29 protein-coding genes are annotated in these 24641 nt (G+C 29.4%); 18 read left to right on the forward strand and 11 right to left on the reverse strand.

Going from position 1 to position 24641, the window contains the following annotated elements; translation table 11 throughout:
* Window positions 1–31: 31 nt before the first annotated feature.
* Window positions 32–697, reverse strand: coding sequence for an alpha/beta hydrolase (locus AC8GER_RS05225; RefSeq protein WP_506597789.1), 666 nt, complete (start codon window positions 695–697; stop codon window positions 32–34).
* Window positions 698–747: 50 nt separating this feature from the next.
* Here AC8GER_RS05225 and AC8GER_RS05230 point away from each other — a divergent pair, with 50 nt between their 5' ends.
* Window positions 748–948 (forward strand): twin transmembrane helix small protein, encoded by a 201-nt coding sequence (locus tag AC8GER_RS05230; protein WP_017970981.1) that lies wholly within the window; start codon window positions 748–750, stop codon window positions 946–948.
* A gap of 2 nt (window positions 949–950) precedes the next feature.
* Here the strand turns inward: AC8GER_RS05230 and AC8GER_RS05235 are convergent, their stop codons facing one another.
* Complete coding sequence (locus tag AC8GER_RS05235; protein ID WP_506597790.1) at window positions 951–1496, reverse strand: TlpA family protein disulfide reductase; 546 nt, start codon at window positions 1494–1496, stop codon at window positions 951–953.
* Between the two features lie 27 nt (window positions 1497–1523).
* Here AC8GER_RS05235 and argH point away from each other — a divergent pair, with 27 nt between their 5' ends.
* From argH to AC8GER_RS05255, 4 genes are read left to right on the forward strand one after another with little or no spacing between them, the layout of a single operon-like run.
* Entirely contained in the window at window positions 1524–2912 is a 1389-nt protein-coding gene (gene argH / locus AC8GER_RS05240; protein WP_506597791.1) for an argininosuccinate lyase, read from the forward strand.
* Window positions 2909–3049 carry a hypothetical protein gene (locus AC8GER_RS05245; RefSeq protein WP_506597792.1) on the forward strand — a complete coding sequence of 47 codons (141 nt, stop codon included), beginning with the start codon at window positions 2909–2911 and terminating at the stop codon, window positions 3047–3049. The genes argH and AC8GER_RS05245 overlap by 4 nt, the downstream gene beginning before the upstream one ends.
* A complete protein-coding gene (lysA, locus tag AC8GER_RS05250; RefSeq protein ID WP_506597793.1) occupies window positions 3049–4284 on the forward strand; it encodes a diaminopimelate decarboxylase in 1236 nt (411 codons plus the stop codon). The genes AC8GER_RS05245 and lysA overlap by 1 nt, the downstream gene beginning before the upstream one ends.
* Window positions 4285–4974 (forward strand): lysophospholipid acyltransferase family protein, encoded by a 690-nt coding sequence (locus AC8GER_RS05255; RefSeq protein WP_506597794.1) that lies wholly within the window; start codon window positions 4285–4287, stop codon window positions 4972–4974.
* On the opposite strand, the gene AC8GER_RS05260 is transcribed toward AC8GER_RS05255, so the two are convergent.
* Entirely contained in the window at window positions 4971–5873 is a 903-nt protein-coding gene (locus AC8GER_RS05260) for a prephenate/arogenate dehydrogenase family protein (RefSeq protein WP_506597795.1), read from the reverse strand. The two genes, AC8GER_RS05255 and AC8GER_RS05260, sit on opposite strands and share 4 nt — an antisense overlap.
* Window positions 5866–6945: a histidinol-phosphate transaminase gene (gene hisC / locus AC8GER_RS05265; protein ID WP_506597796.1), complete on the reverse strand. Its 1080-nt coding sequence runs from the start codon at window positions 6943–6945 to the stop codon at window positions 5866–5868. The genes AC8GER_RS05260 and hisC overlap by 8 nt, the downstream gene beginning before the upstream one ends.
* A gap of 241 nt (window positions 6946–7186) precedes the next feature.
* Here hisC and metW point away from each other — a divergent pair, with 241 nt between their 5' ends.
* The 12 genes from metW to AC8GER_RS05325 all read left to right on the forward strand — a co-directional run bounded on the left by metW (window position 7187) and on the right by AC8GER_RS05325 (window position 15689).
* Window positions 7187–7789, forward strand: coding sequence for a methionine biosynthesis protein MetW (gene metW, locus AC8GER_RS05270; RefSeq protein ID WP_029167315.1), 603 nt, complete (start codon window positions 7187–7189; stop codon window positions 7787–7789).
* Between the two features lie 13 nt (window positions 7790–7802).
* Window positions 7803–8564 (forward strand): hydroxyacylglutathione hydrolase, encoded by a 762-nt coding sequence (gloB, locus tag AC8GER_RS05275; protein WP_506597797.1) that lies wholly within the window; start codon window positions 7803–7805, stop codon window positions 8562–8564.
* 82 nt (window positions 8565–8646) lie between these two features.
* On the forward strand, window positions 8647–9039 hold the full coding sequence (gene rplU / locus AC8GER_RS05280; RefSeq protein WP_506597798.1) for a 50S ribosomal protein L21: 393 nt from the start codon (window positions 8647–8649) through the stop codon (window positions 9037–9039).
* A gap of 10 nt (window positions 9040–9049) precedes the next feature.
* Window positions 9050–9304, forward strand: coding sequence for a 50S ribosomal protein L27 (gene rpmA, locus AC8GER_RS05285; protein ID WP_029167312.1), 255 nt, complete (start codon window positions 9050–9052; stop codon window positions 9302–9304).
* A 53-nt stretch (window positions 9305–9357) separates the two neighbouring features.
* Window positions 9358–10326, forward strand: coding sequence for a GTPase ObgE (gene obgE, locus AC8GER_RS05290; RefSeq protein WP_506597799.1), 969 nt, complete (start codon window positions 9358–9360; stop codon window positions 10324–10326).
* Window positions 10327–11439 (forward strand): glutamate 5-kinase, encoded by a 1113-nt coding sequence (gene proB / locus AC8GER_RS05295; protein WP_506597800.1) that lies wholly within the window; start codon window positions 10327–10329, stop codon window positions 11437–11439.
* 4 nt (window positions 11440–11443) lie between these two features.
* Window positions 11444–12706, forward strand: a complete 1263-nt coding sequence (locus AC8GER_RS05300; RefSeq protein WP_506597801.1) for a glutamate-5-semialdehyde dehydrogenase — start codon at window positions 11444–11446, stop codon at window positions 12704–12706.
* A gap of 18 nt (window positions 12707–12724) precedes the next feature.
* Window positions 12725–13288 (forward strand): nicotinate (nicotinamide) nucleotide adenylyltransferase, encoded by a 564-nt coding sequence (nadD, locus tag AC8GER_RS05305; RefSeq protein ID WP_506597802.1) that lies wholly within the window; start codon window positions 12725–12727, stop codon window positions 13286–13288.
* Window positions 13278–13634 carry a ribosome silencing factor gene (gene rsfS / locus AC8GER_RS05310; protein WP_017970877.1) on the forward strand — a complete coding sequence of 119 codons (357 nt, stop codon included), beginning with the start codon at window positions 13278–13280 and terminating at the stop codon, window positions 13632–13634. Before nadD ends, rsfS begins: the two co-directional genes overlap by 11 nt.
* Window positions 13634–14077 carry a 23S rRNA (pseudouridine(1915)-N(3))-methyltransferase RlmH gene (locus tag AC8GER_RS05315; protein WP_506597803.1) on the forward strand — a complete coding sequence of 148 codons (444 nt, stop codon included), beginning with the start codon at window positions 13634–13636 and terminating at the stop codon, window positions 14075–14077. The genes rsfS and AC8GER_RS05315 overlap by 1 nt, the downstream gene beginning before the upstream one ends.
* 2 nt (window positions 14078–14079) lie before the next feature.
* The gene (locus AC8GER_RS05320; protein ID WP_506597804.1) at window positions 14080–15225 is read left to right on the forward strand and encodes a S41 family peptidase; all 1146 of its coding nucleotides are present in this window, start codon (window positions 14080–14082) and stop codon (window positions 15223–15225) included.
* Window positions 15222–15689, forward strand: coding sequence for an RNA pyrophosphohydrolase (locus tag AC8GER_RS05325; RefSeq protein WP_506597805.1), 468 nt, complete (start codon window positions 15222–15224; stop codon window positions 15687–15689). The genes AC8GER_RS05320 and AC8GER_RS05325 overlap by 4 nt, the downstream gene beginning before the upstream one ends.
* Here AC8GER_RS05325 and atpC read toward each other — a convergent pair.
* The 6 genes from atpC to priA form a co-directional block, all read right to left on the reverse strand.
* Window positions 15686–16078: an ATP synthase F1 subunit epsilon gene (gene atpC, locus AC8GER_RS05330; protein ID WP_506597806.1), complete on the reverse strand. Its 393-nt coding sequence runs from the start codon at window positions 16076–16078 to the stop codon at window positions 15686–15688. The genes AC8GER_RS05325 and atpC overlap by 4 nt on opposite strands.
* 5 nt (window positions 16079–16083) lie before the next feature.
* The gene (atpD, locus tag AC8GER_RS05335; protein WP_029167303.1) at window positions 16084–17508 is read right to left on the reverse strand and encodes a F0F1 ATP synthase subunit beta; all 1425 of its coding nucleotides are present in this window, start codon (window positions 17506–17508) and stop codon (window positions 16084–16086) included.
* Window positions 17509–17515: 7 nt separating this feature from the next.
* Window positions 17516–18400 carry a F0F1 ATP synthase subunit gamma gene (locus tag AC8GER_RS05340; protein ID WP_506597807.1) on the reverse strand — a complete coding sequence of 295 codons (885 nt, stop codon included), beginning with the start codon at window positions 18398–18400 and terminating at the stop codon, window positions 17516–17518.
* Entirely contained in the window at window positions 18400–19935 is a 1536-nt protein-coding gene (gene atpA, locus AC8GER_RS05345; protein ID WP_029167301.1) for a F0F1 ATP synthase subunit alpha, read from the reverse strand. The genes AC8GER_RS05340 and atpA overlap by 1 nt, the downstream gene beginning before the upstream one ends.
* A 2-nt stretch (window positions 19936–19937) precedes the next feature.
* Window positions 19938–20468, reverse strand: a complete 531-nt coding sequence (atpH, locus tag AC8GER_RS05350) for an ATP synthase F1 subunit delta (protein WP_506597808.1) — start codon at window positions 20466–20468, stop codon at window positions 19938–19940.
* A 91-nt stretch (window positions 20469–20559) separates the two neighbouring features.
* Window positions 20560–22530 carry a replication restart helicase PriA gene (gene priA / locus AC8GER_RS05355; RefSeq protein ID WP_506597809.1) on the reverse strand — a complete coding sequence of 657 codons (1971 nt, stop codon included), beginning with the start codon at window positions 22528–22530 and terminating at the stop codon, window positions 20560–20562.
* Between the two features lie 54 nt (window positions 22531–22584).
* Here priA and AC8GER_RS05360 point away from each other — a divergent pair, with 54 nt between their 5' ends.
* Window positions 22585–23244, forward strand: coding sequence for a transaldolase family protein (locus AC8GER_RS05360; protein WP_029167298.1), 660 nt, complete (start codon window positions 22585–22587; stop codon window positions 23242–23244).
* Here the strand turns inward: AC8GER_RS05360 and lpdA are convergent.
* Window positions 23241–24638 (reverse strand): dihydrolipoyl dehydrogenase, encoded by a 1398-nt coding sequence (gene lpdA / locus AC8GER_RS05365; RefSeq protein ID WP_506597810.1) that lies wholly within the window; start codon window positions 24636–24638, stop codon window positions 23241–23243. The genes AC8GER_RS05360 and lpdA overlap by 4 nt on opposite strands.
* Window positions 24639–24641 lie beyond the last annotated feature (3 nt).

Here is a 24641-nt window from a genome sequence, read left to right on the forward strand (position 1 = left end):
GATATATCAGTTTTATTTATAATCAAAATATTTATTTTTTATTGATGTTAATAAATTCTAGACCTAAACTTAATCCTTCTACTGGAATAGAATGACCACAACCTTTAAAAATTTTAGTTTTTAAATTAAATTTATTTTGTAATAAAAAATTTTTTGCCTCCATCATTTCTTCTAACGGAACAATATTATCATCATCTCCGTGCATTAAAAAAATCGAAGGTTTGGATTTAATATTTTGCTCTAAAAAGATAGGATCATAAATCTTTCCTGAATAACCCACTACCCCTGCAACCTTATTAGAGATTGTTAACGCATAATGTATAGACATCATCGTTCCTTGGCTAAATCCTACTAAAAATAATTTTGAATAGTCCAAATTTAATTCTTTGAGTTTTGCATCAATAAACTCTGTTAATTTTAATATTGAATTTTGTAATTCTAAATTAATTTTTTTAACGTCAGGACTCATAAGATCAAACCATTCAAATCCACCGGGGTTTACTGAACAAATATTTGGTGCATTAGGTGAGGTAAAATAAAAATCTGGCAAAAATCTTTGCCAATAATTTCCAATATTTATTAAATCTTTTCCATCAGCACCATATCCATGACAAAATACTATTAAGTAATTTGCCCTAGATGAAGTTTGCGGCAAAGAGGTTGCCTTTAAAAATATATTTTCTTCGATTAATTTCATTAATATTTTATTTTATATAATTTTAATCATTTTATGATAATTATTTCTGAATGTCAGATTTAAGTAGAATTATTGCAATAGTTGCATTGATCGTTGTTACCGTAATTCTTATCCGGGGATTAAAGTCATTTTTTCTTGGAAGCAATATTGATGATAAAAGAAAAAGTAACAAACTAATGCAGTTAAGAGTTGTTGCTCAATTTATTGCTATAGTTGTTTTAATGACTTTGTTTTATTTTCATAAAAAATAAGCCTAAAGATTTCTTAGCCAAATAATAAATTTTTCATCTGCAAAATTAATGGAGCCTATAACTCTCGCTATTTCTTTACCGTTACGATCGACAATTAGAGTTGTTGGTAAGCCTCTCAACCCAATTTTGTTAGCCAAAGCATACTCTGGGTCATAATAAGTAGAAAAATTCTTAATTTTTAAATCAGTGAAAAATTTATCAATTTTTTTCTTATTTATTTTTTCAAGATTAATTGCAAATATTTTTATTTTATCTTTGCCCACAAGATCAACTAATTTATCGATGGAGGGCATTTCTTCTTTGCAAGGTACGCACCAAGTAGACCAAAAATTAATTAAATTTATTTGATGATCAAATTTATTAAACTTTAATTTTTTACCAGAGAAATCTATAAATTCTTCACCAATAATTTCTTTTGGTACCTCATGCACAACTATGTTCTTGAAGGGAAGATCTTTAATGGGTTGTGATAAAGAGTGATTAGTAATAAATAATAATAAACTAGTTAAATAAACTAAAAATTTAAAAGAATTACGTAAAAAAAACATAGTTTAGTTTTATATATTATTAAAAATATGACTAAAGGAAATAAAAATAAAGTGTGGGGCACAAGAGTTAAAAAGCCTACATCAAAACTTTTGCAATCGATTAATTCTTCGATCGATATAGATAAAAGACTTTTCAATGAAGATATTGACGCTTCTATTGCTCATTGCGAAATGTTATCAAAGCAGAAAATTATTAATAGCGAATCTGCCAAAAAAATTATTTCTGGATTAAAAAAAATTAAAATAGAAATACAAAAAAATAAATTTGAATTTAAAAAGGAACATGAAGACATTCATCTTAATATTGAAAAAAGATTATTTGAGATTATAGGAGACCACGCTGGATTTCTTCATACCGCAAGATCAAGAAATGATCAGGTGGTAACAGATTTTAAACTTTGGGTAAAAAAATCTGCAAACATTATTGATAAAAATTTAACTATACTCATCAACAGTTTTTTAAATAAAGCTAAAAAAAATATTGATGTAATTATGCCTGGATTTACTCATCTTAAAAATGCTCAGCCGGTACTGTTTTCACATTATTTATTGGCGTATGTAGAAATGTTCAAGAGGGATAAAAAAAGAATTAAAAATTTCTTGGAAAATATTAATGAAAATCCATTAGGTTCTGCGGCTCTTGCTGGAACCTCATATAATATTGATAGACACTTTACTTCAAAAAAACTTGGATTTAAAAAACCTACTGACAATTCTATTGATTCAGTTTCTGACAGAGATTTTGTTATTGAATTCTTATTTATAGCCTCTTTGTGCTCAGTGCATCTTTCGAGACTTGCTGAAGAAATTATTATTTGGAATTCGGACCTTGTAAATTTGATCACTCTCGAAGATAGTTTGTTAACAGGATCTTCAATCATGCCTCAAAAAAAGAATCCCGATTCTGCAGAATTAATCAGAGGTAAAACTGGAAGAATATTTGGACAATTAACTTCTATGTTAACAACCATGAAAGGCTTACCGCTTGCGTACTTTAAGGACATGCAAGAAGACAAGGAGAGTGTATTCGATTCATACGATACTCTTTTATTAAACATCCAACTTGCTACAGAGCTAGTGGATGGGATAAAGCCAAATAAAATTAGAATGCTGGCCGCTGCAAAATTAGGTTTTACTACTGCAACAGATTTTGCTGATTATTTAGTAAAAAAAGGAATGTCATTTAGAGAAGCGCATAAAAAATCTGCAACTCTTGTAAATATAGCTGAAAAAAATAATCAAACACTTGATGAGTTAGATTTTTTAACGATAAAAAAAGTTGAAAAAAGCGTAGAAAAAGATGTTTTAAAAATGTTTGATTTGAAAAATTCAGTTAATTCAAAAAAATCTTATGGCGGAACATCACCGTTTAATGTTAATAAAATGATAAAAAAATATCAAAAAGAGTTTAAATGATTAGAATATTATTAGCGTTATCAATATTATTTTTAACTACATCTTGCGGTGTGAAAAATAATCCTGTTTACCAATCTTCTAATAATAATTTTGAAAAACAATCTTTAGAAACTAAAATTGATATCAAAATCATTTAATGAATTTTCTAAAATTCAAAAATAAAAAATTATTTTTTGAAAATATTGCTATATCGAAAGTAACGACAAGAATTAAAACTCCATTTTATCTTTATTCACTAAGTCAACTAAGATTTAATTTTAACAATTTTAAGAAATCTTTTATAAAAATTAATCCGCTGATTTGCTTTTCGGTAAAATCAAATTCAAATTTAAAACTTATTTCTGAATTAAAAAAACTAGGCTCTGGAGCAGACGTTGTTTCAATTGGTGAATTAAAAATTGCTCTTAAAGCAGGGATTTCTCCTAAAAAAATAGTTTTTTCTGGAGTTGGTAAGACAGAAGAAGAGTTAGATTTTGCAATTAAAAAAGAAATTCTCTTAATCAACGCTGAGTCGGAGGCTGAAATAAGAGCTATTAACAAAATTGCCAAAAAAAATAATAAAATTGTCTCAGTGGGAATCCGAATTAATCCTAATATCTCAGCCAAAACTAATAAAAAAATATCTACGGGAAAAAAAGATAACAAATTTGGCATTTCTATGAATGCTTGTTTGGAAATATTTAACAATCAATATCATTATGAGTATATAAAATTTGAAGCAATTAGCGTTCATATTGGTTCTCAAATTATGGACATTAATCCTTTCAAAAAAGTTTTAAATGCGCTCTCAAACTTTAATAAAAAAATTAACCAAATTGGAATAAATTTAAAATATATCGATTTAGGAGGGGGAACCGGTATCCCATATTCAAATAGTGACAAAAAATTTAATCTAAAACAATACTCAAATCTTGTTCTTAAATTTAAAAAAACGAATAATGTAGAGATTATATTTGAACCAGGTAGATCTATTTGTGGCAATACTGGAGTATTAATATCTAAAGTTATTTACCCAAAAGATGCTCCAGGGAAAAAATTTATAGTTATTGATGCTGCAATGAATGATCTAATCAGACCAGCTCTATATGGTGCAAAACATCAAATTTATCCCCTATTAAAAAATAACTCTATTATTAAGAAAAATACTGAATTTGTTGGTCCGGTATGTGAAAGCTCAGATACATTTATTTCTTATAATAAATATCAAAAACTTAATGAAGGTGATTACGTTTGCATTGATAATATTGGAGCGTATGGAAGATCTCTAGCTTCAAATTACAATACAAGACCTTATTCTGCAGAAATTTTAATTAATAAAAATAAATATAAAATAATAAGACAAAGACAAAAATTGGAATCTTTGATTAATTAAATGCACTTTTTAAGATCTCTGGTATTTAATTTTGCAACTTATTGTGGCTCCTTTTTCTCAACATTATTAGCTTTGCCAACTCTCATAATGCCAAAGGCAGCGATGCAATGGTTAGCTCGTATGCTGGGCTTTTATATCATCTTTTGCGTAAGATTTATTATTAATACAAAAATAATATTTAAAGGATTGGAGAATATACCAAAAGATAAAAAATTTTTTATAGCTTCTGCGCATCAGTCGATTTGTGAAACTTTTGTTTTTAACGCAGTGCTTAATGCTCCTATTTTTATTGTTAAAGCTGAATTATTTAAAATTCCATTTTATGGATGGTGCATAAAAAAATTAGGATTTATAGGAACTCATAGAGAGAAAGTTACTAAAGATCACCTTATTTTTTTAGAAAAAACTGCCGAAACTATTAATAAAGAGACGTCTCCTTTAATTATTTTTCCACAAGGAACAAGAATTAAAAATAATGAAAGAGCTCCTCTAAAAAAGGGGGTTTCTAGAATTTATGAAAAAGCAAATGTTGCTTGTATACCTGTTAAATTAAATACTGGTGATGTGTGGCCTAGAGATAGTTTTATGAGATTTCCCGGCGAAATCTGTATTGAATTTAAAAAACCAATTGAGCCAGGTTTAAACATGAATGATTTCATGAATAAACTTGAAAAAGAAATTTACGATTAATTCTTCCTACCAAAATTAGGGCTGTTAATATCCTGACCGGCTTTCACGATAGCTTGTCTAATTTTTCTAGTTTTAGAAAAAAGTTTAAATAATTTATTTCCATCTTTTTTTATAATTGCGCGTTTTAAATTACTTAAATCTAAATTAAATTTTTCTAACATATGAAGAATCTGTTTTCGGTTATTAAGAGCAATATCTCTCCACATAGTAGGATCTGAAGATGCAATTCTAGTAAAATCTCTAAATCCGCTGGCGCTATATTTAATCACTTCTGATTTGGTATCTTTCTCAAGATTAGCCGCAGTTCCTACAATATTATAAGCTATTAAATGAGGAATATGACTCGTAATTGCCATAACTTTATCATGATGTTCAGCTGTCATATATTGAACTTTACTGCCAATTTTTTTCCAGAAATTATTTAATTTTTTTAAAGAGTTAGGATTTTTTTTATTTATTGGCGTAATGATGCACCATCTATTTTTAAATAAATCAGCAAAACCAGCTTCTGGGCCACTCTGTTCTGTGCCAGCGACAGGATGAGCAGGAATCCATATAGTATTTTTATTAATTAATTTATTAACCGTATTAGTTACAAAAATTTTTGCCGAACCAACATCAGTTAAAATACAAGTATTTTTTAAGTAGTTTTTAATTACAGAAACTATGTTCTTATAAGTTCCTAATGGAGTGCAAATAATTACTAAATCAGAATCTTGAACGCTTTTTTTTAAATTTGGTTCTATATGGTTGGTTATTTTTAGTTTTAATATTTTTTTTAAAACTCGCTTAGACTTATCGTGAGCAACTAAATTTTTGCATAAATGATTTTTTTTAATGGCCCTTGCAATCGAAGATCCAATTAAGCCTAATCCAATTATTGTTATTTTATTAAACATCAAAAATTTTATTCAGAGTTTTTAAAAATAAGTTATTTTCTTTATTATTTCCAATGGTCACTCTTAGTGAATTAGATAACCCATAACCTTTCATTTTTCTCAATATAATCCTAGATTTAATAAATTTATCGTAAACTTTATCCGCTGTTATTTCTTTATTATCAAAACGCATTAAGAAAAAGTTTGCTACAGGTACATTTGTTAAAATTCCTAAATTTACAAAATTTTCAAAAAAAATGTCAGCCCACTTACTATTGTGTTCTATATTCTTTTTTAACCAATTTTTGTCATTGAGAACCTCTACACCAGCTACTTGTGCAGCTGAATTAACATTAAAAGGTGGTTTAATAAGCTTCATCGCAGAAATGATATTTTTTGGACCGTAGCCCCAACCAAGTCTTAAACTAGCAAGTCCATATATTTTAGAAAAAGATCTAGTAACTAGAACATTGCTGTGGCCTCTAAATAAATCTAACCCAGATACATAATCTTTGTTAATAACAAATTCAAAGTAAGCGTCATCAACTACTAATAAAATATTACTACGTAATTTTTTTCTAAGTAATAACATTTCATTTTTATCTAAATATGTTCCTGTTGGATTGTTTGGATTAGCCAAAAAAACGATTTTAGTTTTAGAAGTTACCTTCGCTAATATTGCATCTATATTTGCCTTAAAATCATCTTCTGGTGCCACAATAACTTTGCCACCGTGGATTTTAGTATAAATCCTGTACATTAAAAAACTATACTCAGTAACAATAACCTCATCTCTTGGTTTTAAAAATAATTGACAAGCTAAGCTGATAATTTCATCAGAACCATTGCCAATAATAATATTATTGGGATTTAATCGTAAATTTCTTGATATCGACTGAATTAAAATATTTGAGTTTCCATCTGGATACCTAGATAATTTTTTGCTGTTTTTGATAAAAGCATTGATAGCTTTTTTTGAAGGTCCTAAAGCAGATTCATTGGCAGAAAGTTTTATTGGATCTTTAATATTTTTTATCTGTGATAATCCACCTACATATTTTAAATTATTAAAATTTTTAAATCTTAGAGTCATATTTTTATAAACTTTTGCTGATTTTATTTTTTAATTAACACAATGCTATTATGGTTGATACTATTTATAAAAATAAATCTTATAAAATTTTTAAAAACAACAACAAGACACTCAATAAAAGCGAATAAATTGACAATAAATTATGCCTAAGATAAAAATCATTTGCGCTGATTTACCGAATTGCGAGCGCATATAAACAGCTAAAGAGGTAAAAATCACTTCAAAGTGTTTTTTAATTTAAATGAAATTAGAGTCAAAAATAGTAATAGATTTTATAAAACCATTTTCAAAAGTTCTCGATGTAGGTTGTGGTGATGGAAGTATTCTTCTTCACTTAAAAAAGGAAAAAAAAATTGATGCTAGAGGCATTGAAATCGATCACGAAAAAGTTAAGGAAAGTCTAAGTAAAGGCCTTTCTGTTGTTGAAGGTGATGCCGAAAAAGATTTGGTCAATTATCCAGATCAATCTTTTGATTATGTAATTCTAACGCAAACTCTACAAGCTTTTTACAAACCTAGAAAAGTTTTACATGAGCTTTTAAGAATAGGAAAAAACGCAATTGTTTCAATTCCTAATTTTGGATACTGGAAAGTTAGATTTAGCTTGCTACTTAAGGGAAGAATGCCAGTTACAAAAACATTACCTAATACATGGCACGATACACCTAATTTACATATGTGCACTATTAAAGATTTTTTTGATTTATGTCATTCTGACAAAATTAACATAATAAAATCAATTGCGGTAACCCAAGACAGATCTTCGGTAATTACAAATTTAAATTTAGAAATAAAAAATCTTTATTCTGAATTTGGTGTTTTTTTAATTAGTAAAAAAAACTAATTATTTTTTAATTATGGATACACATATTATTCCGTGTCTAAAAGATAATTATGCTTATATAATTGAAAATAAAAAAACTAAAAATGCATGTGTTGTTGATCCCTCAGAATCAGAACCTGTTATAAATTTTTTAAAAAAAAAAAATTTAAATCTAAAATATATTTTAAATACCCACCACCATGCGGATCATATAGGTGGCAATCTAGAACTAAAGAAAAAATTTAATTCGCAAATATTAGGTTTTGAAAAAGACAAAAATAGAATTCCAGGAATTGATATACTTTTAAATGATAAACAAATTTGGAATTTTGAAGGCTCTGATGTTTTGGTAGAACATGTTCCTGGTCATACATCCGGTCATATTTTTTATTATTTTAAAAATGAAGAGTCTGTTTTTACAGGAGACACTTTGTTTTCTTTTGGATGCGGAAGATTATTTGAAGGCTCTTATTTAGAGATGGTAAATTCTTTAAAAAAAATTAGATTGCTACCTCCTGAAACAAAAATATTCTGTGGACACGAATATACAATTAATAATCTAAAATTTTGTATGGAAATAGATAAAAATAATTCTCAATTAACAGAAAAATTTAATCTAATAAGCGATAACATTAAAAATAAATTATCTAGTATGCCTTCTATTTTAAGTGAGGAAATGAGATTAAATATCTTTCTAAAATTTGATAATTTGGAATTTAAAAAAAGCATAGGATTTGAAGATTTAAATGAAGTGGACTTTTTCAAGAAGATTAGAGATCTAAAAAATAACTTCTAAAAACCAATACACTTGGGCATAATCACAATCTTGACAAGCTAAGGTGGCTATATATATTGCCCAGACCTAAAAGAAATTACATATGACTTTTGCAGTAATCAAAACCGGCGGTAAGCAATATAAAGTGTCAGCTAACGATACTATTAGAATTGAAAAACTTGATGATGAGGCTGGTAAAAAGTTTGAATTTAAAGAAGTTCTTTTGACAACAGACAATACAACGACTGAAATAGGTTCTCCAATGATCGATGGAGCATATGTTGAAGCGGAACTTTTAAAACAAGCAAGAAATGACAAAGTTATTATTTTTAAAAAAAGAAGAAGACAAAATTCAAGAAGAAAACGTGGACATAGACAGCATGTTTCAATAGTGAAAATTTTAAAAATTTATGGTAAAAGTGGAAAACTTTTAGCTGAAGCAAAAAATACAACTGTAGAAAAAAAAATTGAAGCTAAAGCAACTGCAAAAAAATAGATAATAAATCATGGCAACAAAAAAAGCTGGTGGATCGACGAAAAACGGACGCGATAGCGCTGGTAGGCGACTAGGCGTTAAAAAGTTTGGCGGTCAAGCCGTAATAGCTGGAAATATTATTATGAGACAAAGAGGAACAAAAATGTTCCCAGGAAATAATGTTGGTATGGGTAAAGATCATACTATTTTTTCTAAAGTAAACGGCGTAGTAAAATTCGAGACGAAAAAACTCGGAAGAACTTACATTTCAGTAATCCCTCAATAAACTCAGTTTATTTTTAAACTGAGATTTTTATTAATAATCAATAATATGATTGTATGAAATTTTTAGATCAAGTTAAAATTATGATTAAGGCTGGAGACGGAGGAAATGGTTGTGTTGCCTTCCGAAGAGAAAAATTTCTTGAATTTGGAGGACCCTACGGAGGAGATGGTGGTGCTGGTGGATCTATAATTGTCAAAGCAGTAAATGGCTTGAACACTTTAGTTGATTATCGTTTTGCACAACATCACAAAGCTCAAAATGGATTTAATGGTTCTGGAAATAATAAAAGAGGACTATCAGGAAAAGATTTAATTTTGAGAGTTCCTGTTGGAACACAAATATATGAAGAGGATAAAAAAACATTATTATTCGATTTAATAAAAGAAGATCAGGAATATGTCATAGCCAAAGGAGGTAATGGTGGACTTGGTAATTCAAAATTTAAAAGCTCGACCAATAGATCTCCAAGAAAATTTACTTATGGAAAAAAAGGAGAAGAATTTACAGTTTGGCTTGAATTAAAGTTAATTGCTGATGTTGGAATTATTGGTTTTCCAAACGCTGGAAAATCTAGTCTGCTTTCAATATCAACAAGAGCAAGACCAAAGATTGCTAATTATCCTTTTACAACTCTAAATCCAAATCTTGGCGTTGTTTTTATTGATAATAAAGAAATAATTATTGCTGATATACCTGGTCTTATTGAGGGTGCTCATACCGGTTCAGGTTTAGGTGATAAATTTTTAAAACATATAGAAAGATGCAAAAGCATAATTCATATGATTGATATTAATGAAGAAGATTTGGTAGATAAATACAAGATTATTAGAAATGAACTTAAAGAATTTAATCCTGAATTAATAAAAAAAAGAGAACTTATTGTATTTAATAAGATTGATTTAATAGATGAGAAAGAAAAAAAAGAGAAAATAATGAATTTTACTAAAAAAATTAAGAAAAAAGTTTATGATATATCTGTTGAAAAAAATATTAATGTAAAAAATTTATTGCGAGCTATCTAAATGGATATTTTAAAATATAAAACTATTGTAATAAAAATAGGGTCTAGTCTCATTGTCGATGGAAAAAACAAAATAAAAAAAAATTGGTTTAATAAATTAATAGAAGATATTATTTTTTTAATACAAAAAAAAAAGCAAATTATTATTGTTTCTTCAGGAGCAATCGCTCTAGGGTGTGATTTATTAAAAATAAATAAAAAAAATACGAAATTAAGCCAATTTCAGGCAATAGCAGCTATTGGACAAATTGAATTAATTAATCTTTTTAAAAAAGCATTTGAAAAGAAAAAGATCAAAATTTCTCAAATATTACTTACTTTAGAAGACACAGAAGAAAGAAGAAGATCTTTAAATGCTAAAGAAACAATTAATAACTTATTAAAAATGTCTGTAATACCAATTGTAAATGAGAACGATACAGTTGCGACTTCAGAAATAAGATATGGAGATAATGATAGACTGGCAGCAAGAGTTGCTCAAATATGTAATGCCGATTGTCTAATCATGCTTTCAGATATAGATGGACTTTATTCTGCTGATCCAAAAAAAAATAAGAATGCAAAAATAATTAAAAAAGTAACAATCATTGACAAATCTATAGAGGCGCTTGCTTCTGAAAGTATCAGTTCTTATGGAACTGGCGGGATGATAACTAAAATTAAAGCTGCAAAAATTTGTATGCAGTCTGGTTGCGATATGATTTTAACAAGCGGAATGATTAATAATCCTATAAAAAATATTATTAAAAATAAAAATTATACATTATTTGAATCTCAGTCATCATCCTTGAATGCAAAAAAACAATGGATCCTAAATTCAATTGCAACCAAAGGTTCAATTATGATTGATGAGGGGGCTGAAAAAGCATTAAAAAATGGAAAAAGTCTTTTACCAATAGGAGTAACTGCTGTTGAAGGAAATTTTAATCGCGGTGATGCTATTTATATTATAAATTCAAAAAGCAAACGTATAGCAACAGGTATTAGCGCTTACTCTAGTTTGGATGCTAAAAAAATTATTGGATTTAAAACTGATAAAATTAAAGAAATACTAGGTTATGTTAGCCGAGGAGAAATGGTTCATATAGACAATTTAGTTTATCAAGCCGAGTAAATTTATGAGCAATAGTTATTTAGATAAAATAGGTTTAAATGCTTTAAACGCATCAAAAGATCTATCGCTTTTAAACGAAAAGAAAAAAAATAAAGTTCTTACAGACTTTTATAAAAATTTGAAATCAAATAAAAAGAAGATCTTAAAAGCAAATAAGATCGATGTTTCAAAAGCAAATAAGAAAGGTCTTAGCCAGAATTTAATTGATCGACTAATTCTAAATGACAATAAAATTAATCACATTATTAATTCTGTTCAGGAAGTTATTAAACTAAAAGACCCAACAAAAAAAATAATATCAAAATGGAAAAGACCTAATGGAATGATAATTAATAAGTACACAGTTCCTATTGGTGTTATTGGAGTAATATATGAATCTAGACCAAATGTTACGTCAGATGTTGCAACTCTATGTTTTAAATCTGGGAATGTAGTTATTTTAAGAGGAGGAAGCGAAGCTATTCAGACAAATAAAATTATTTCTGAATATTTCAGAAAATCCTTAAAAAAAAATAATATTAACGAAAATTGTGTTCAATTAATTAACAACACAAATAGAAAATTAGTTGATTATATGCTTTCAAAAATGGAAAGGTTTATTGACGTTATTATTCCAAGAGGAGGGAAAAACTTGGTCAAGAAAGTTCAAACAATGTCCAATGTTCCAACCATTGGTCATCTGGAGGGGTTGTGTCATGTCTATATTGATAGGCATGCAGATTTAAACATGGCAAAAAAAATTACACTCAACGCTAAAATGAGAAATACTAGCGTGTGCGGTGCTGCTGAAACTTTATTGATTGATAAGGCTTGTGTAAAAACTCATTTAAAACCAATATTACAATTATTGAGTATTAGCGGATGTAAAATTATTGGTGATAAAATTACCAAAAAAAATTATACGAACTCTAATATTTCTCTAGCAACAGAACAGGATTGGAAAACAGAATACCTAGACTCTGCAATCTCAGTGAAGATTGTAAATGGGGTAGATGATGCAATTACACATATTAATAAATATGGAACTCGCCACACGGATAGTATTGTTACTAATAATAAAAAAAATGCTTTGTTATTCTTATCTAAAGTTAACAGCGCAATAGTTTTGCATAATGCGTCCACTCAATTTGCGGACGGAAATGAGTTTGGTTTTGGAGCAGAAGTTGGAATATCCACAAATAAATTACATCCTCGAGGACCAGTTGGACTTGAGCAACTAGTAACTTATAAATATCTAGTAAAAGGTAATGGACAAATTAGACCTTAATCTTTTTATTAAATTATAATGAAAATTGGCATTCTTGGCGGAACTTTTGACCCTCCTCATATCGGGCATTTAAATATTTCATTGGAGGCAATTAAAAGATTTCAATTAAAAAAAGTTATATGGCTTGTTACAAAAAAAAATCCTTTAAAAAAAAGTAACTCAGCAAATGATATTTCTAATAGGATAAAATTATGCAATGATTTTATAAAAAAAAATAAAAATATAATTAAAGTTCAGTATACTGAAGAAGAAACTGGATCAAATTTCTTATTTGATAATATAAACTACATAATTAACAAATGTGCAGATCATAAATATTATTTTATTATGGGCGCTGATAGTTTTGTTAAATTTAATCAATGGAAAAAATATAATGAGATTTTAAATAAACTATCCATCATTGTGATGAATAGACCTGAGTTTTCAATGAAATCATTAAATTCTATAGCCGCAAAAAAGCTCGAAAAATACAAATCTTTAAATTTAGTTTCAAAAGACAAACAACATAGATGGTATTTTTTAAGCACAAAAGGTATGAATGTTTCATCATCAAAAATAAAAAAAACAATTAATGCAAATTAAAAAAAAAGAAGTCCTTCTAAAAGAAATAATTAAAATTCTTGATGATAACAAAGCAAAAGATATCGTAACTATTGATCTTGCAAACAAAAGCTCTATTGCTGACTATATGATTGTCGCTAGCGGAACATCTTCTAGGCACATTCAGTCTGTCTCTGAAAATACAATTGAAGAATTAAAAAAAATGGGAATTAAGGGTTGCAAAGTTGAGGGTAGAGATAGTGATAACTGGAAGCTAATTGATGCAATTGATGTTATTGTTCACATTTTTCACCACGAGCAAAGAAAAAACTATGAGTTGGAAAAAATGTGGGCCGATATTATTCCAAATCAAAAAATCTTTGTTTAATGAAAATTAAAATCCTTTGTTTAGGAAGATTAAACAAAGATGAAGAAAATGAGCTGTGCAAAAGGTATGAAGGCAGGCTCAAAAGTTTAAAAAATAGTGGAATCAATAATTTTGCAATTGAACATATTTCAAAAAAAGAGCTTGAAAATATAATTAAAAATAAAAAAGAAAAAAAAATTATATTTCTTAGTGAAAGCGGACAAGATCTTAATACTGAGAACTTTTGCAAAAAATTAAAAAAACTAATTATCTCATCAATTAAAGAAATATTATTTATTATTGGAGAACCAGAGGGTTTTAAAAAAAACCTAAATAAAGAAAGTTTTGAAGAAATATGTCTTAGCAAACTTACTTTTACCCACTCTTTGACTAGAGTAATACTTACCGAACAAATTTACAGATGTGCTACAATTATGGTAAACCATCCCTATCATAGACAATAATAATGAAAAAAATTTACTTATTACTTACATTTTTATTTTTAAATTTATTTTCGCAAAACGCTTTTTCACAAAAAAAAGACGTTCTTTATGAAAAATTAGATTTGTTTGGAGACATTCTTGAAACAATAAACAAAGAATATTTTAAACAAATTAATGAAGGCGAAGTAATTGATGGAGCAATTAACGGAATGCTTCAATCGTTAGATCCCTATTCTTCTTACATGAGTCCTAAAACATTCAAGAGCATGAATACGGAAACCAAAGGTGAATTTGGTGGTCTTGGTATTGAAGTTACAATGGAAGCTGGACTGGTAAAAGTAATATCTCCAATTGATGATACGCCTGCCGATAGGGCTGGAATAAGGTCTGGAGATTATATTATTAAATTAGATAACAAGCAGGTTAAGGGTTTAACATTGGATGAGGCTGTAAATACTATGCGTGGCAAAAGCGGAACTCCAATCACATTAACTATTAGAAGAATAGATGTCGATGACCCAATAATTGTAAAAATAGTTAGAGAAACAATTAAAACTAAATCTGTTGTTTCTGAAATTAAAGAAAATATTGGTTATTTAAGATTAAGATCCTTTAATGAAAAAAGTGGTGATGAATTAATAGATAAGGTTAGAGAAATAAGCAAAAGCAAACCAAATATAACAGGTTATGTTTTAGACCTAAGAAATAATCCGGGCGGGCTTCTTTCGCAAGCAATTAAAATATCAGATGCTTTTTTAGATAGCGGAGAAATTGTTTCTACAAAAGGAAGGGATCCCAAAGATATAAAAGTTTATAATTCCAAAAAAGGGGATGAAATTAATGGAAAACCACTCATTGTACTTATTAACAAAGGTTCAGCTTCTGCATCTGAAATAGTTGCCGGAGCTTTAAAAGATCATAAGCGAGCAATCGTTATTGGTGAAAAATCTTTTGGCAAAGGGTCTGTTCAGTCTATTATGCCTTTATCTAATGGTGGCGGATTAAGATTAACAACAGCTAAATATTATCTACCAAGCGGTGAAACAATTGAAGAAATTGGCGTTCAACCAGATATCAAAGTAGAGCAACAGAAAGATAATTTTAAAATAAACGATCCTACAAACGACAATCAATTAATTTACGCACTTAAGCTTTTAAAAGCGTCATGAAAGATTTAAGCAATCTTCCTTATAGAAAAGGTGTTGGGATAATGCTTCTTAATCAAGAAACTAAAGTTTTTATCGGAAAAAGAATTGATAGTACTAAGGCATGGCAAATGCCTCAAGGTGGGGTTGATCAAAAGGAAGATGTTGTCAGCGCTGCTAAAAGGGAACTTAAAGAAGAAACAGGAATCACATCAATTGAAATTATAAAAAAATCAGAAAAAGAATTTATTTATGATTTACCTAATGAGCTTCTTGGAAAAATATGGGATGGAAAATATAAAGGACAAAAACAAACTTGGTTTCTTGCAAAATTTTTAGGAGATCATGAAGAGATTAATATCAAACAAAAAAAGGCAGAGTTTTATGATTGGCGTTGGGCTGAGCCTTTGGAGCTGCCTAAATTAATAGTTCCTTTTAAAAAAAAGCTTTATCAAGAAGTTATAGAAGAATTTAAAAAGTACCTTTAAGCTTTTAAATTATTAATCTGATCAATAATCTGATTATTAAGATAAATTTCTTCGTCTGAAATTTCTTTATTGCTTAACTTTTTTTCTGCGTTCTGTTTTAATTTGATTAATTCTTCACTTTGAAACTCTGAACTATTAAAAAAATTATCTAACAAAATACTTAATTTATTATTAGAAAATTCTACAGTCCCCCCTGTAGAAAAGAATGTATCTGCATTACTGCCAGCCTTTGCAATAATTTTTCCTGCTTTAAGAAAAGTGATTAAGGAAATGTGATCTTTAAATATTTCCATATCTCCTTCTATTCCTGAAATAACAACGCTATCAACTGCTTTTGAATAAGCTACTTGCTTTGGAGTTACGATTTCTAAATGAATATTATCTGCCATTTAAATTAAGCTGCAGCTTCTTTTGCCATTTTTTCAGCTTTTGCAACTGCCTCTTCTATTGTTCCAACCATATAAAAAGCAGATTCTGGTAAATGATCATACTGACCTTTGCAAATTGCATCAAAGCCTTTAATTGTTGACTGCAGATCAACTAATTTTCCTGGTGAACCTGTAAATACCTCAGCAACAAAGAAAGGTTGTGATAAGAATCTTTGTATCTTTCTTGCTCTTGATACAACCAATTTATCTTCCTCGGATAATTCATCCATACCTAAAATTGCTATAATATCTTGTAAAGATTTATAGTTTTGTAGAATTTTTTGAACTTCCCTAGCAACTCTATAATGTTCCTCGCCAACAATTCGTGGATCAAGAATTCTTGACGTTGAATCTAGAGGATCTACCGCTGGATAAATTCCAAGTTCAGCAATCTGTCTTGATAAAACTGTTGTTGCATCTAAGTGAGCAAAAGAAGTTGCGGGTGCAGGGTCTGTTAAATCGTCGGCAGGAACGTAAATCGCCTGCACAGAAGTAATAGAACCTTTACTAGTTGTTGTAATTCTTTCCTGTAAATTACCCATGTCCGTTGCTAACGTTGGCTGATATCCAACCGCTGAAGGAATTCGACCAAGTAATGCTGAAACTTCTGATCCAGCTTGTGTAAATCTAAAAATATTATCAACGAAGAAAAGAACGTCTTGACCTTCTTTATCTCTAAAATATTCAGCAAGTGTTAATCCTGATAATGCAACTCGAGCTCTTGCTCCTGGTGGCTCATTCATTTGTCCGTACACTAAAGCAGCTTTAGATCCTGGACCGTCAGTTTTAATAACGCCTGACTCTATCATTTCGTGGTACAAATCATTTCCTTCTCTTGTTCTTTCTCCAACTCCGGCAAACACTGAATAACCACCGTGTGCTTTTGCAACGTTATTTATTAATTCCATAATCAAAACTGTTTTTCCAACTCCGGCTCCACCGAATAATCCAATTTTTCCACCTCGAGAATATGGTGCAAGCAAATCAACAACTTTAATTCCTGTAACCAAGACCTCTGTTTCTGTTGATTGCTCAACATAAGCTGGTGCAGCTCTATGAATTGGCCATTTTTCTTTTGTTGTCAAAGGTCCTCTTTGATCAATTGGCTCCCCTATAACATTAATAATTCTTCCTAATGTTTCAGGGCCAACCGGAACAGTGATAGGTGTGCCAGTATTTATTACTTTATCGCCTCTTTTTAATCCTTCTGTTGTATCCATCGCAATAGTTCTAACTGTGTTTTCTCCAAGATGCTGTGCAACTTCTAAAACTACTCTTAATCCATTATTATCACACTCAAGGGCTGTTAAAATCTCAGGCAGATCCTTATCAAATTTTACGTCTACAACCGCACCAATAACCTGAACTATTTTTCCAAATTTATTTTCCATAATTCTCCTATAAAGATTCAGCTCCAGAAATAATTTCTATTAATTCTTTAGTGATTACCGCTTGTCTTGTTCTGTTGTAATTAATTGTAAGTTTTGCAATTAAATCTCCTGCGTTTCTAGTTGCATTATCCATAGCTGTCATTCTTGATCCTTGCTCACTAGCCTGATTTTCTAAAAAAGCTGCGTAAATCTGCGTTGCAATATTTTTTGGCAAAAGATTTTCTAAAATATCATTTTCATCTGGCTCATATTCATACTCACTATTGTTTGCTAAAGTTTGCTGATTTGATTTTTGTTCAATTGAAACTGGAATTAACTGCTGTGCTTGAGGGATCTGGGAAATAACACTCTTAAATTGATTATAAAACAAAGTGCAAATATCAAATTCACTTCTAGTAAATAAATTTAAAATTTTATCTGTAATTTCTTGGGCTTTACCAAAAGAAACTACTTTTTCATCTTTTAAAGTTATTCTATCAATAATGTATTGATTGTACTTTCTCTTCAATTGATCATTAGCCTTACCACCAGCAACTATGATCTTTAAAATTTTTTTCTCGCTTAATATTTTTTCAAAATATATCTTTGCTTTTCTGCAAATATTTGTATTGAAGCCACCACATAATCCTCTGTCAGAACTCAAAACTATACAAAGATGAGTTTCATTTTTTTGATTACCTACTAATAATTTTGGCGCTGAATCCATATCAGTTACTGAATTTTTTAAATTTGATATTATAGAGTTTAATTTCTCAGAATATGGTCTTGCATTCTCTGCATTTTGTTGGGCTTTTCTAAGTTTAGCGGCAGCAACCATTTTCATGGCTTTTGTAATTTTTTGAGTAGATTTAACGCTACTAATTCTATTTCTTAAAAACTTTAAACTAGCCATTATTTTTGAAAACCTCTCTTAAAGTCAGTAATAAATGTTTTTAACTTTTCTTCATTAGATTCGTCGATTTTTCCTGAAGATTTAATATTATTTAAAATATCAGGAGCTTCTGATTTTATTTTTGATAAAAGTTTCTTTTCAAAGGACTTGATCTGGTTAAGTTCAACATCATCTAAAAAACCTCTTACACCTGAAAAAATTGATACTACTTGTTCTTCTACCTTTAAAGGTGAGTACTGATCTTGTTTTAATAATTCAGTTAATTTTGATCCACGATTTAATAATTTTTGAGTAGAAAGATCTAAGTCAGATCCAAACTGAGCAAACGCTGCCATTTCACGATACTGAGCAAGTTCAAGTTTAATTGAACCAGAAACTTGTTTCATTGCTTTAATCTGTGCCGCAGATCCAACCCTAGAAACCGATATACCCACGTTAACAGCAGGTCTAACTCCTTTATAAAAAAGTTCTGTTTCTAAGAATATTTGTCCATCTGTAATAGAAATAACGTTTGTTGGAATATAAGCAGAAACGTCACTAGCTTGTGTTTCAATGATTGGTAAGGCTGTAAGAGATCCTCCACCATGCTTATCATTCAATTTTGCAGCCCTCTCTAGTAATCTACTATGAAGATAAAATACGTCTCCTGGAAAGGCTTCTCGTCCTGGAGGTCTACGTAAAAGCAGTGACATCTGTCTATAAGCAACAGCCTGTTTTGATAAATCATCATAAACAATAAGAGCGTGCATTCCATTGTCTCTAAAATATTCTCCCATTGTACATCCAGTATATGGAGCTAAAAATTGTAATGGTGCTGGGTCAGATGCTGTTGCCGCAACAACAATCGTATATTCCATTGCTCCAGCTTCTTCTAATGTTTTTACGATTTGAGCAACGCTTGATCTTTTTTGTCCAATGGCTACATAAATACAGTAAAGTTTTTTACTTTCATCATTAGACTTATTAATTTCTTTTTGGTTTATAATTGTATCAATAGCAATAGCTGTTTTTCCAGTTTGTCTATCTCCAATAATTAATTCTCTTTGTCCTCTTCCAACAGGAATTAAACTATCAATAGCCTTTAATCCTGTTTGCATCGGCTCATTCACTGATTTTCTTGGAATAATACCTGGCGCTTTAATTTCAACTCTTTTTCTTTCTGCATTTTTATCAATCGGACCTTTTCCATCTATTGGGTTACCCAGTCCATCAACCACTCGACCTAATAAAGATTTTCCAACTGCGACATCAACAATTGACCCTGTTCTCTTTACTATATCTCCTTCTTTGATTTTTGAGTCATCTCCGAAAATAACTACTCCAACATTTTCCGTTTCTAGGTTTAGAGCCATACCTTTTGTACCCTCGGAGAATTGAACCATCTCTCCAGCTTGCACATTGTCTAATCCATAAACTCTGGCTATACCATCTCCCACTGTCAAAACCTGACCAACTTCTGAAACCTCAACTTCAGTTCCAAAATTTTTTATTTGGTCTTTTAAAATATTAGTAATTTCTGAAGGATTAATTTTCATACTTATTTATTTAATAAATTATTTAATCTTGTTTTAGCAGAAGTATCAATCATTGTACTACCGATTTGAAGAATTGAACCAACTAATAAAGATGGGTCCACTGAAAAAGAAATGTTGATTTTCTTCTTCAAAATATCGTCTAATTTTTTTGCTATGTCAGCTTTTTCACTATCTGAGATCGTATGGGATAATTTAAGTGTTGCTAAAATTTCTCCCCTTTCGTTTAATAATAAATCAAAAAAATTATTTACTATTTTCTCTAAAAAGAAAAATCTTCTATTTTTATTTAGCACTTTTAAAAATCTTGAGAATAAATCTGAAAAAGAAAAATGCTTAGCCAAAGCATCAATAACATTATTAATAACTGAATATTTGTATGTTGGATTCTTAATAAATTTTTTTAAATCTGAACTTTGATATAATATTTCATTTAACTTCAAAAAATCTTTTTCAAGAACATCTAAACTTTTGGCTTCGTAAGCTAGTCTATATACTGCTTTAGCATATCTTTGAGTTTCACTAAAAGTTTTCATAGATTTCTTTACTGTTAACTTTAAAAGAAAAAAGGTCTCGTAACATGCGAAATTGCACTAATCAAGTGTGATATTTTGTACTTTTTTAAAATTATTTAAAGTTTATTGGATCAACGTCCACAGTGAGTGAAATATTTTTTTTAATTTTAATAGTTTTTAACCAATCTTTTAAAAACTTTTGTGGGAATGCTTCTTGAGGATATTTTAATAATAACCTAGAACGGTATTTTCCCTTAATAAGCGAAATAGAGGCGCTGACAGGACCCAACAATAAAGCATCTTTCATTTTTGGAATTTTATTTTTTAAAATTCTTGCACATTCATCAACATCAAATCTATTTTTTCCTGAAACAATAAAAGCAATAAGCTTTGTGAACGGGGGCAGATTAGATCTTTCTCTAAAACTAATTTCATTTTCATAAAAAGCTAAAATATTCTGATCACATATTGATTTTAGCGTTTGGTTTTCTGGTTCAAAAGTTTGAAGATATACTGTTGAATTCTTAACCTCCCTTCCAGCTCTACCACTAAGCTGATTCATTAATTGATAAGTTTTTTCTGAACTGCGAATATCATTTCCTAAAAAATTCACATCAGAATTAACGATAACGATACAATTTAACTTTGGAAAATGAAAACCTTTAGAGATTAACTGGGTTCCCACAATGATATTAATTTTTCCATCCTGGATACTCTCAAAAATCTTTTTTGTACTATCATCGTTATGAATAAAATCACTTGAAAATAATTCAATTTTTTTATCAGGAAAAATTTCTTTAACTTCCTCAAATATTTTTTCAACACCTAAACCATAAAAAGAAAGTTTACAATTATCTCCGTCTTTACATTTTCTTTCTAATGAAGCTTTGTGATCACAATAGTGACAAATTAATTTATTACTTTCTTTGTGATAAATTAATGAAACTGAGCAATGAGGACAATTAAAACGATATCCACACTTTGAGCAAATAACGAATGTTGAGTAACCTCTTCGATTTAAAAAAAATAAAATTTGATTTCCCTTATCTAAAATATTTTTAAGTTCTGGAATAATAGAAGGCGAGATAAATTTAGATTTAAGAGGGGGATTTTTTTTTAAGTCTACAAATTTAACTTCTGGTAATTCAGCATCACCATATCTTTTATCTAAGCTAATATAAGAAAATTTCTTATTAACTGTATTGTAGTAAGTTTCTAGAGATGGTGTTGCTGAAACTAAAATAACTGATATTTTTTTTACAGAGGCCATTAATACAGCCATGTCTCTAGCATTGTAAATTACTTGATCTTCTTGCTTGTAAGATTGGTCATGCTCCTCATCTATAATAATTAAACCTAATTTTTTAAAAGGAAGAAATAAAGATGATCTAGCTCCTAAAACTAAATTAATTTTATGACTAGCGATTCCGTGCCAAATTAATCTTTTATTTTTTTCAGAAATATCTGAGTGCCACAATGCTGGGTAATTACCAAAATACTCTTTAAATCTTTCTTTGATTTGATTTGTTAATGCAATCTCCGGGAGTAGGACCAAAACCTGATAACCTTTTTCCAAAAAATCTTGTATTTTTTTAAAATATATTAATGTTTTTCCTGATCCAGTAATTCCATGTAATAAAACTGTTGAAAATTTATCAAAAGAAATTTGGTCATCTAAAATTTTAATAGCTTTCTTCTGACTCGCATCAAAACTGATTTTTTTCTTTAATGAATATTCTTCAAAGGACTCTTCTGATTTCTTTTTTTTAGATACTTCTGAAAATGCCTTTTTAAAAATAAATAGTTTTAAAGCAATACCTAAATCAACTAAGTTATATCGAGAAAATTTTTCTAAAAAAATTAAAGTATCTTTAGATAAAGAAGCAAAATCAAATTTCTTTTTAATATCTTTAATTTTAATTGAGCTCTTAATGGAACCGCTCTTGCCCCAAACGACACCTATAATATCTTTGTTTTGAAAGGGAACCAAAACAAAGTCCCCAACTCTCACATTAATATCTTTTGGGACATTATATGTAAAAGGATGATCAAATTTTAACGGTAGCAATACATCTATAGTCATCAAAAAATTCTATTAATTGTTTATTTCTTACTATAAATTTTATAATCTAAATCCATGGAAATTTTTCTAGACTCGTCAGATATTAAAGAAATTAGAGGATTAAACAAAGCTAATTTAGTAGATGGCATCACAACAAATCCCTCTCTACTTGCAAGCGCAAATACTAATTTCAAAATTTTATTAAAAGAAATTTGTAGTGAAATAAAAGGGCCGGTAAGTGCTGAAGTAACTGCTCCAGATCTTCCTTCAATGTTAAAAGAGGCGGACGTTCTGAGAAAAATCGCAAAAAATATTGTAATTAAAGTTCCATTAACTTGGAATGGTTTGCAGGCGTGCAGTATTCTTTCTGCAAAAAAAGTTAAAGTAAACGTTACCTTATGTTTTTCTACATCACAGGCTTTGCTTGCTGCGAAGGCTGGAGCAACTTATGTTTCCCCTTTTATTGGAAGATTAGATGATATTGGAGAAAATGGAATTCAGCTTATAGAAGATATTAAAAAAATTTTTAATAACTACAAAAATATAAAAACAAAAATTTTGTCTGCCTCAATTAGGTCTGTTGAACATTTTAATGCTGTTGCGGCTATCGGTTCTGATGTTGCCACAGTTCCTGTTAAAATTTTTAAAGAACTTCACAAACATCATCTTACAGACAAAGGTGTGGACATTTTTACTGCTGATTGGAAAAAATCAGGAATGAAGATTTTAACTTAAAAGTGAATAGCTCTTTTATCAACTGCTAAAGCAGCTTCTTTAATTGCTTCAGCATAAGTAGGATGGGCATGACATGTTCTTGCTATATCTTCAGCGCTTGCGCCAAACTCCATAGCCAAAGCAATTTCTGCGATCATATTGCCAACATCTGGTCCGATCATATGCACGCCTAGTACTTTATCTGTTTTTTCGTCAGCTAAAATTTTAACAAACCCATCTCCCTCATCATTAATTTTTGCTCTAGCATTTGCTGCAAAAGGAAATTTGCCAACTTTATAAGATATTTTTTGCTCTTTTAACTGTTCTTCTGTTTTACCAACTGAAGCAACTTCTGGAGAAGTATAAACAACACCAGGGATAACATCGTAATTTACGTGTCCATACTTTCCACTAAGTAACTCTGCAATAGCAATTCCTTCTTCTTCAGCCTTGTGTGCTAGCATTGGACCAACAATTACATCCCCGATTGCATAAATGTTATCTAAATTAGTTTTGTATTTATGATCTGTTTCAACTCTTCCTTTTGAATCTAACTTTACTCCAATTTTTTCAAGATTTAATCCTGTAGTATTAGGTTTTCTTCCAACTGACATTAGCACAATATCACAATCAATGTCGCTTTTAGCGCCGTTCTTCTCGACTGTAACTGTTGCACCATTTTTATTTTTTTTAACACCAATTACTTTTGTTGATAGATTAAATTGCATTCCTTGTTTTTGTAATATTTTTAAGAAAGCGTCCGACACTTCTCTGTCCATGCCTGGAGTTATGTGGTCTAAATATTCTATAACTTGAACTTCTGCTCCTAATCTTAGCCAAACAGAACCCATTTCTAGTCCAATGTAACCGGCTCCAATAACAACAAGCTTTTTTGGAACAGATGACAAATTTAATGCGCCTGTTGAAGAAACTACTATTTTTTCATCAATTTCTATATTTGGAAGAGAAATTGGAACAGAACCAGTTGCTATAATTGCATTTTTAAATTTATAATCTTTTTGATTATTAGACTGATCGATAACTGAAATTGTATTTTTATCTTTAAAAGATCCAAAACCTTTAATGTAAGTAACCTTATTTTTTTTAAATAAAAATTCTATTCCCTTAGTAAGTCCTTCTACACCTTTTGCTTTGTGACTCATCATTTTTGCAAGATCTAATGATGGTTCATTAATATTAATTCCTATGTTTTTAAATTCGGTTTTTGCTTTTTTATAAAGATCTGATGAATGCAATAAAGCTTTCGATGGTATACATCCAATATTAAGACAGGTGCCGCCTAATGTTCCTCTTGATTCAATGCATGCAGTTTTTAATCCTAGTTGAGCAGCTCTAATTGCTCCAACATATCCGCCTGGCCCTCCACCTATAACTAAAAAATCAAACTCTTCCATGAA

Source organism: Fontibacterium abundans (SeqCode) (assembly GCF_965235095.1).
Lineage (GTDB): Bacteria > Pseudomonadota > Alphaproteobacteria > Pelagibacterales > Pelagibacteraceae > Fontibacterium > Fontibacterium abundans.

What these genes read in the sequence shown, in the direction of transcription:
- hisC (WP_506597796.1), bottom strand. Translation starts at nt 6,945, where the DNA reads ATGACTCTAAGATTTAAAAATTTTAATAATTTAAAATATGTAGGTGGA.
- argH (WP_506597791.1), top strand. Translation starts at nt 1,524, where the DNA reads ATGACTAAAGGAAATAAAAATAAAGTGTGGGGCACAAGAGTTAAAAAG.
- atpD (WP_029167303.1), bottom strand. Translation starts at nt 17,508, where the DNA reads ATGGAAAATAAATTTGGAAAAATAGTTCAGGTTATTGGTGCGGTTGTA.
- proB (WP_506597800.1), top strand. Translation starts at nt 10,327, where the DNA reads ATGGATATTTTAAAATATAAAACTATTGTAATAAAAATAGGGTCTAGT.
- AC8GER_RS05300 (WP_506597801.1), top strand. Translation starts at nt 11,444, where the DNA reads ATGAGCAATAGTTATTTAGATAAAATAGGTTTAAATGCTTTAAACGCA.
- AC8GER_RS05325 (WP_506597805.1), top strand. Translation starts at nt 15,222, where the DNA reads ATGAAAGATTTAAGCAATCTTCCTTATAGAAAAGGTGTTGGGATAATG.
- atpH (WP_506597808.1), bottom strand. Translation starts at nt 20,468, where the DNA reads ATGAAAACTTTTAGTGAAACTCAAAGATATGCTAAAGCAGTATATAGA.
- AC8GER_RS05320 (WP_506597804.1), top strand. Translation starts at nt 14,080, where the DNA reads ATGAAAAAAATTTACTTATTACTTACATTTTTATTTTTAAATTTATTT.
- nadD (WP_506597802.1), top strand. Translation starts at nt 12,725, where the DNA reads ATGAAAATTGGCATTCTTGGCGGAACTTTTGACCCTCCTCATATCGGG.
- AC8GER_RS05255 (WP_506597794.1), top strand. Translation starts at nt 4,285, where the DNA reads ATGCACTTTTTAAGATCTCTGGTATTTAATTTTGCAACTTATTGTGGC.
- AC8GER_RS05260 (WP_506597795.1), bottom strand. Translation starts at nt 5,873, where the DNA reads ATGTTTAATAAAATAACAATAATTGGATTAGGCTTAATTGGATCTTCG.
- AC8GER_RS05225 (WP_506597789.1), bottom strand. Translation starts at nt 697, where the DNA reads ATGAAATTAATCGAAGAAAATATATTTTTAAAGGCAACCTCTTTGCCG.
- rpmA (WP_029167312.1), top strand. Translation starts at nt 9,050, where the DNA reads ATGGCAACAAAAAAAGCTGGTGGATCGACGAAAAACGGACGCGATAGC.
- obgE (WP_506597799.1), top strand. Translation starts at nt 9,358, where the DNA reads ATGAAATTTTTAGATCAAGTTAAAATTATGATTAAGGCTGGAGACGGA.
- AC8GER_RS05230 (WP_017970981.1), top strand. Translation starts at nt 748, where the DNA reads ATGTCAGATTTAAGTAGAATTATTGCAATAGTTGCATTGATCGTTGTT.
- AC8GER_RS05235 (WP_506597790.1), bottom strand. Translation starts at nt 1,496, where the DNA reads ATGTTTTTTTTACGTAATTCTTTTAAATTTTTAGTTTATTTAACTAGT.
- gloB (WP_506597797.1), top strand. Translation starts at nt 7,803, where the DNA reads ATGGATACACATATTATTCCGTGTCTAAAAGATAATTATGCTTATATA.
- priA (WP_506597809.1), bottom strand. Translation starts at nt 22,530, where the DNA reads ATGACTATAGATGTATTGCTACCGTTAAAATTTGATCATCCTTTTACA.
- AC8GER_RS05315 (WP_506597803.1), top strand. Translation starts at nt 13,634, where the DNA reads ATGAAAATTAAAATCCTTTGTTTAGGAAGATTAAACAAAGATGAAGAA.
- lysA (WP_506597793.1), top strand. Translation starts at nt 3,049, where the DNA reads ATGAATTTTCTAAAATTCAAAAATAAAAAATTATTTTTTGAAAATATT.
- rplU (WP_506597798.1), top strand. Translation starts at nt 8,647, where the DNA reads ATGACTTTTGCAGTAATCAAAACCGGCGGTAAGCAATATAAAGTGTCA.
- metW (WP_029167315.1), top strand. Translation starts at nt 7,187, where the DNA reads ATGAAATTAGAGTCAAAAATAGTAATAGATTTTATAAAACCATTTTCA.
- lpdA (WP_506597810.1), bottom strand. Translation starts at nt 24,638, where the DNA reads ATGGAAGAGTTTGATTTTTTAGTTATAGGTGGAGGGCCAGGCGGATAT.
- atpA (WP_029167301.1), bottom strand. Translation starts at nt 19,935, where the DNA reads ATGAAAATTAATCCTTCAGAAATTACTAATATTTTAAAAGACCAAATA.
- AC8GER_RS05245 (WP_506597792.1), top strand. Translation starts at nt 2,909, where the DNA reads ATGATTAGAATATTATTAGCGTTATCAATATTATTTTTAACTACATCT.
- AC8GER_RS05340 (WP_506597807.1), bottom strand. Translation starts at nt 18,400, where the DNA reads ATGGCTAGTTTAAAGTTTTTAAGAAATAGAATTAGTAGCGTTAAATCT.
- AC8GER_RS05360 (WP_029167298.1), top strand. Translation starts at nt 22,585, where the DNA reads ATGGAAATTTTTCTAGACTCGTCAGATATTAAAGAAATTAGAGGATTA.
- rsfS (WP_017970877.1), top strand. Translation starts at nt 13,278, where the DNA reads ATGCAAATTAAAAAAAAAGAAGTCCTTCTAAAAGAAATAATTAAAATT.
- atpC (WP_506597806.1), bottom strand. Translation starts at nt 16,078, where the DNA reads ATGGCAGATAATATTCATTTAGAAATCGTAACTCCAAAGCAAGTAGCT.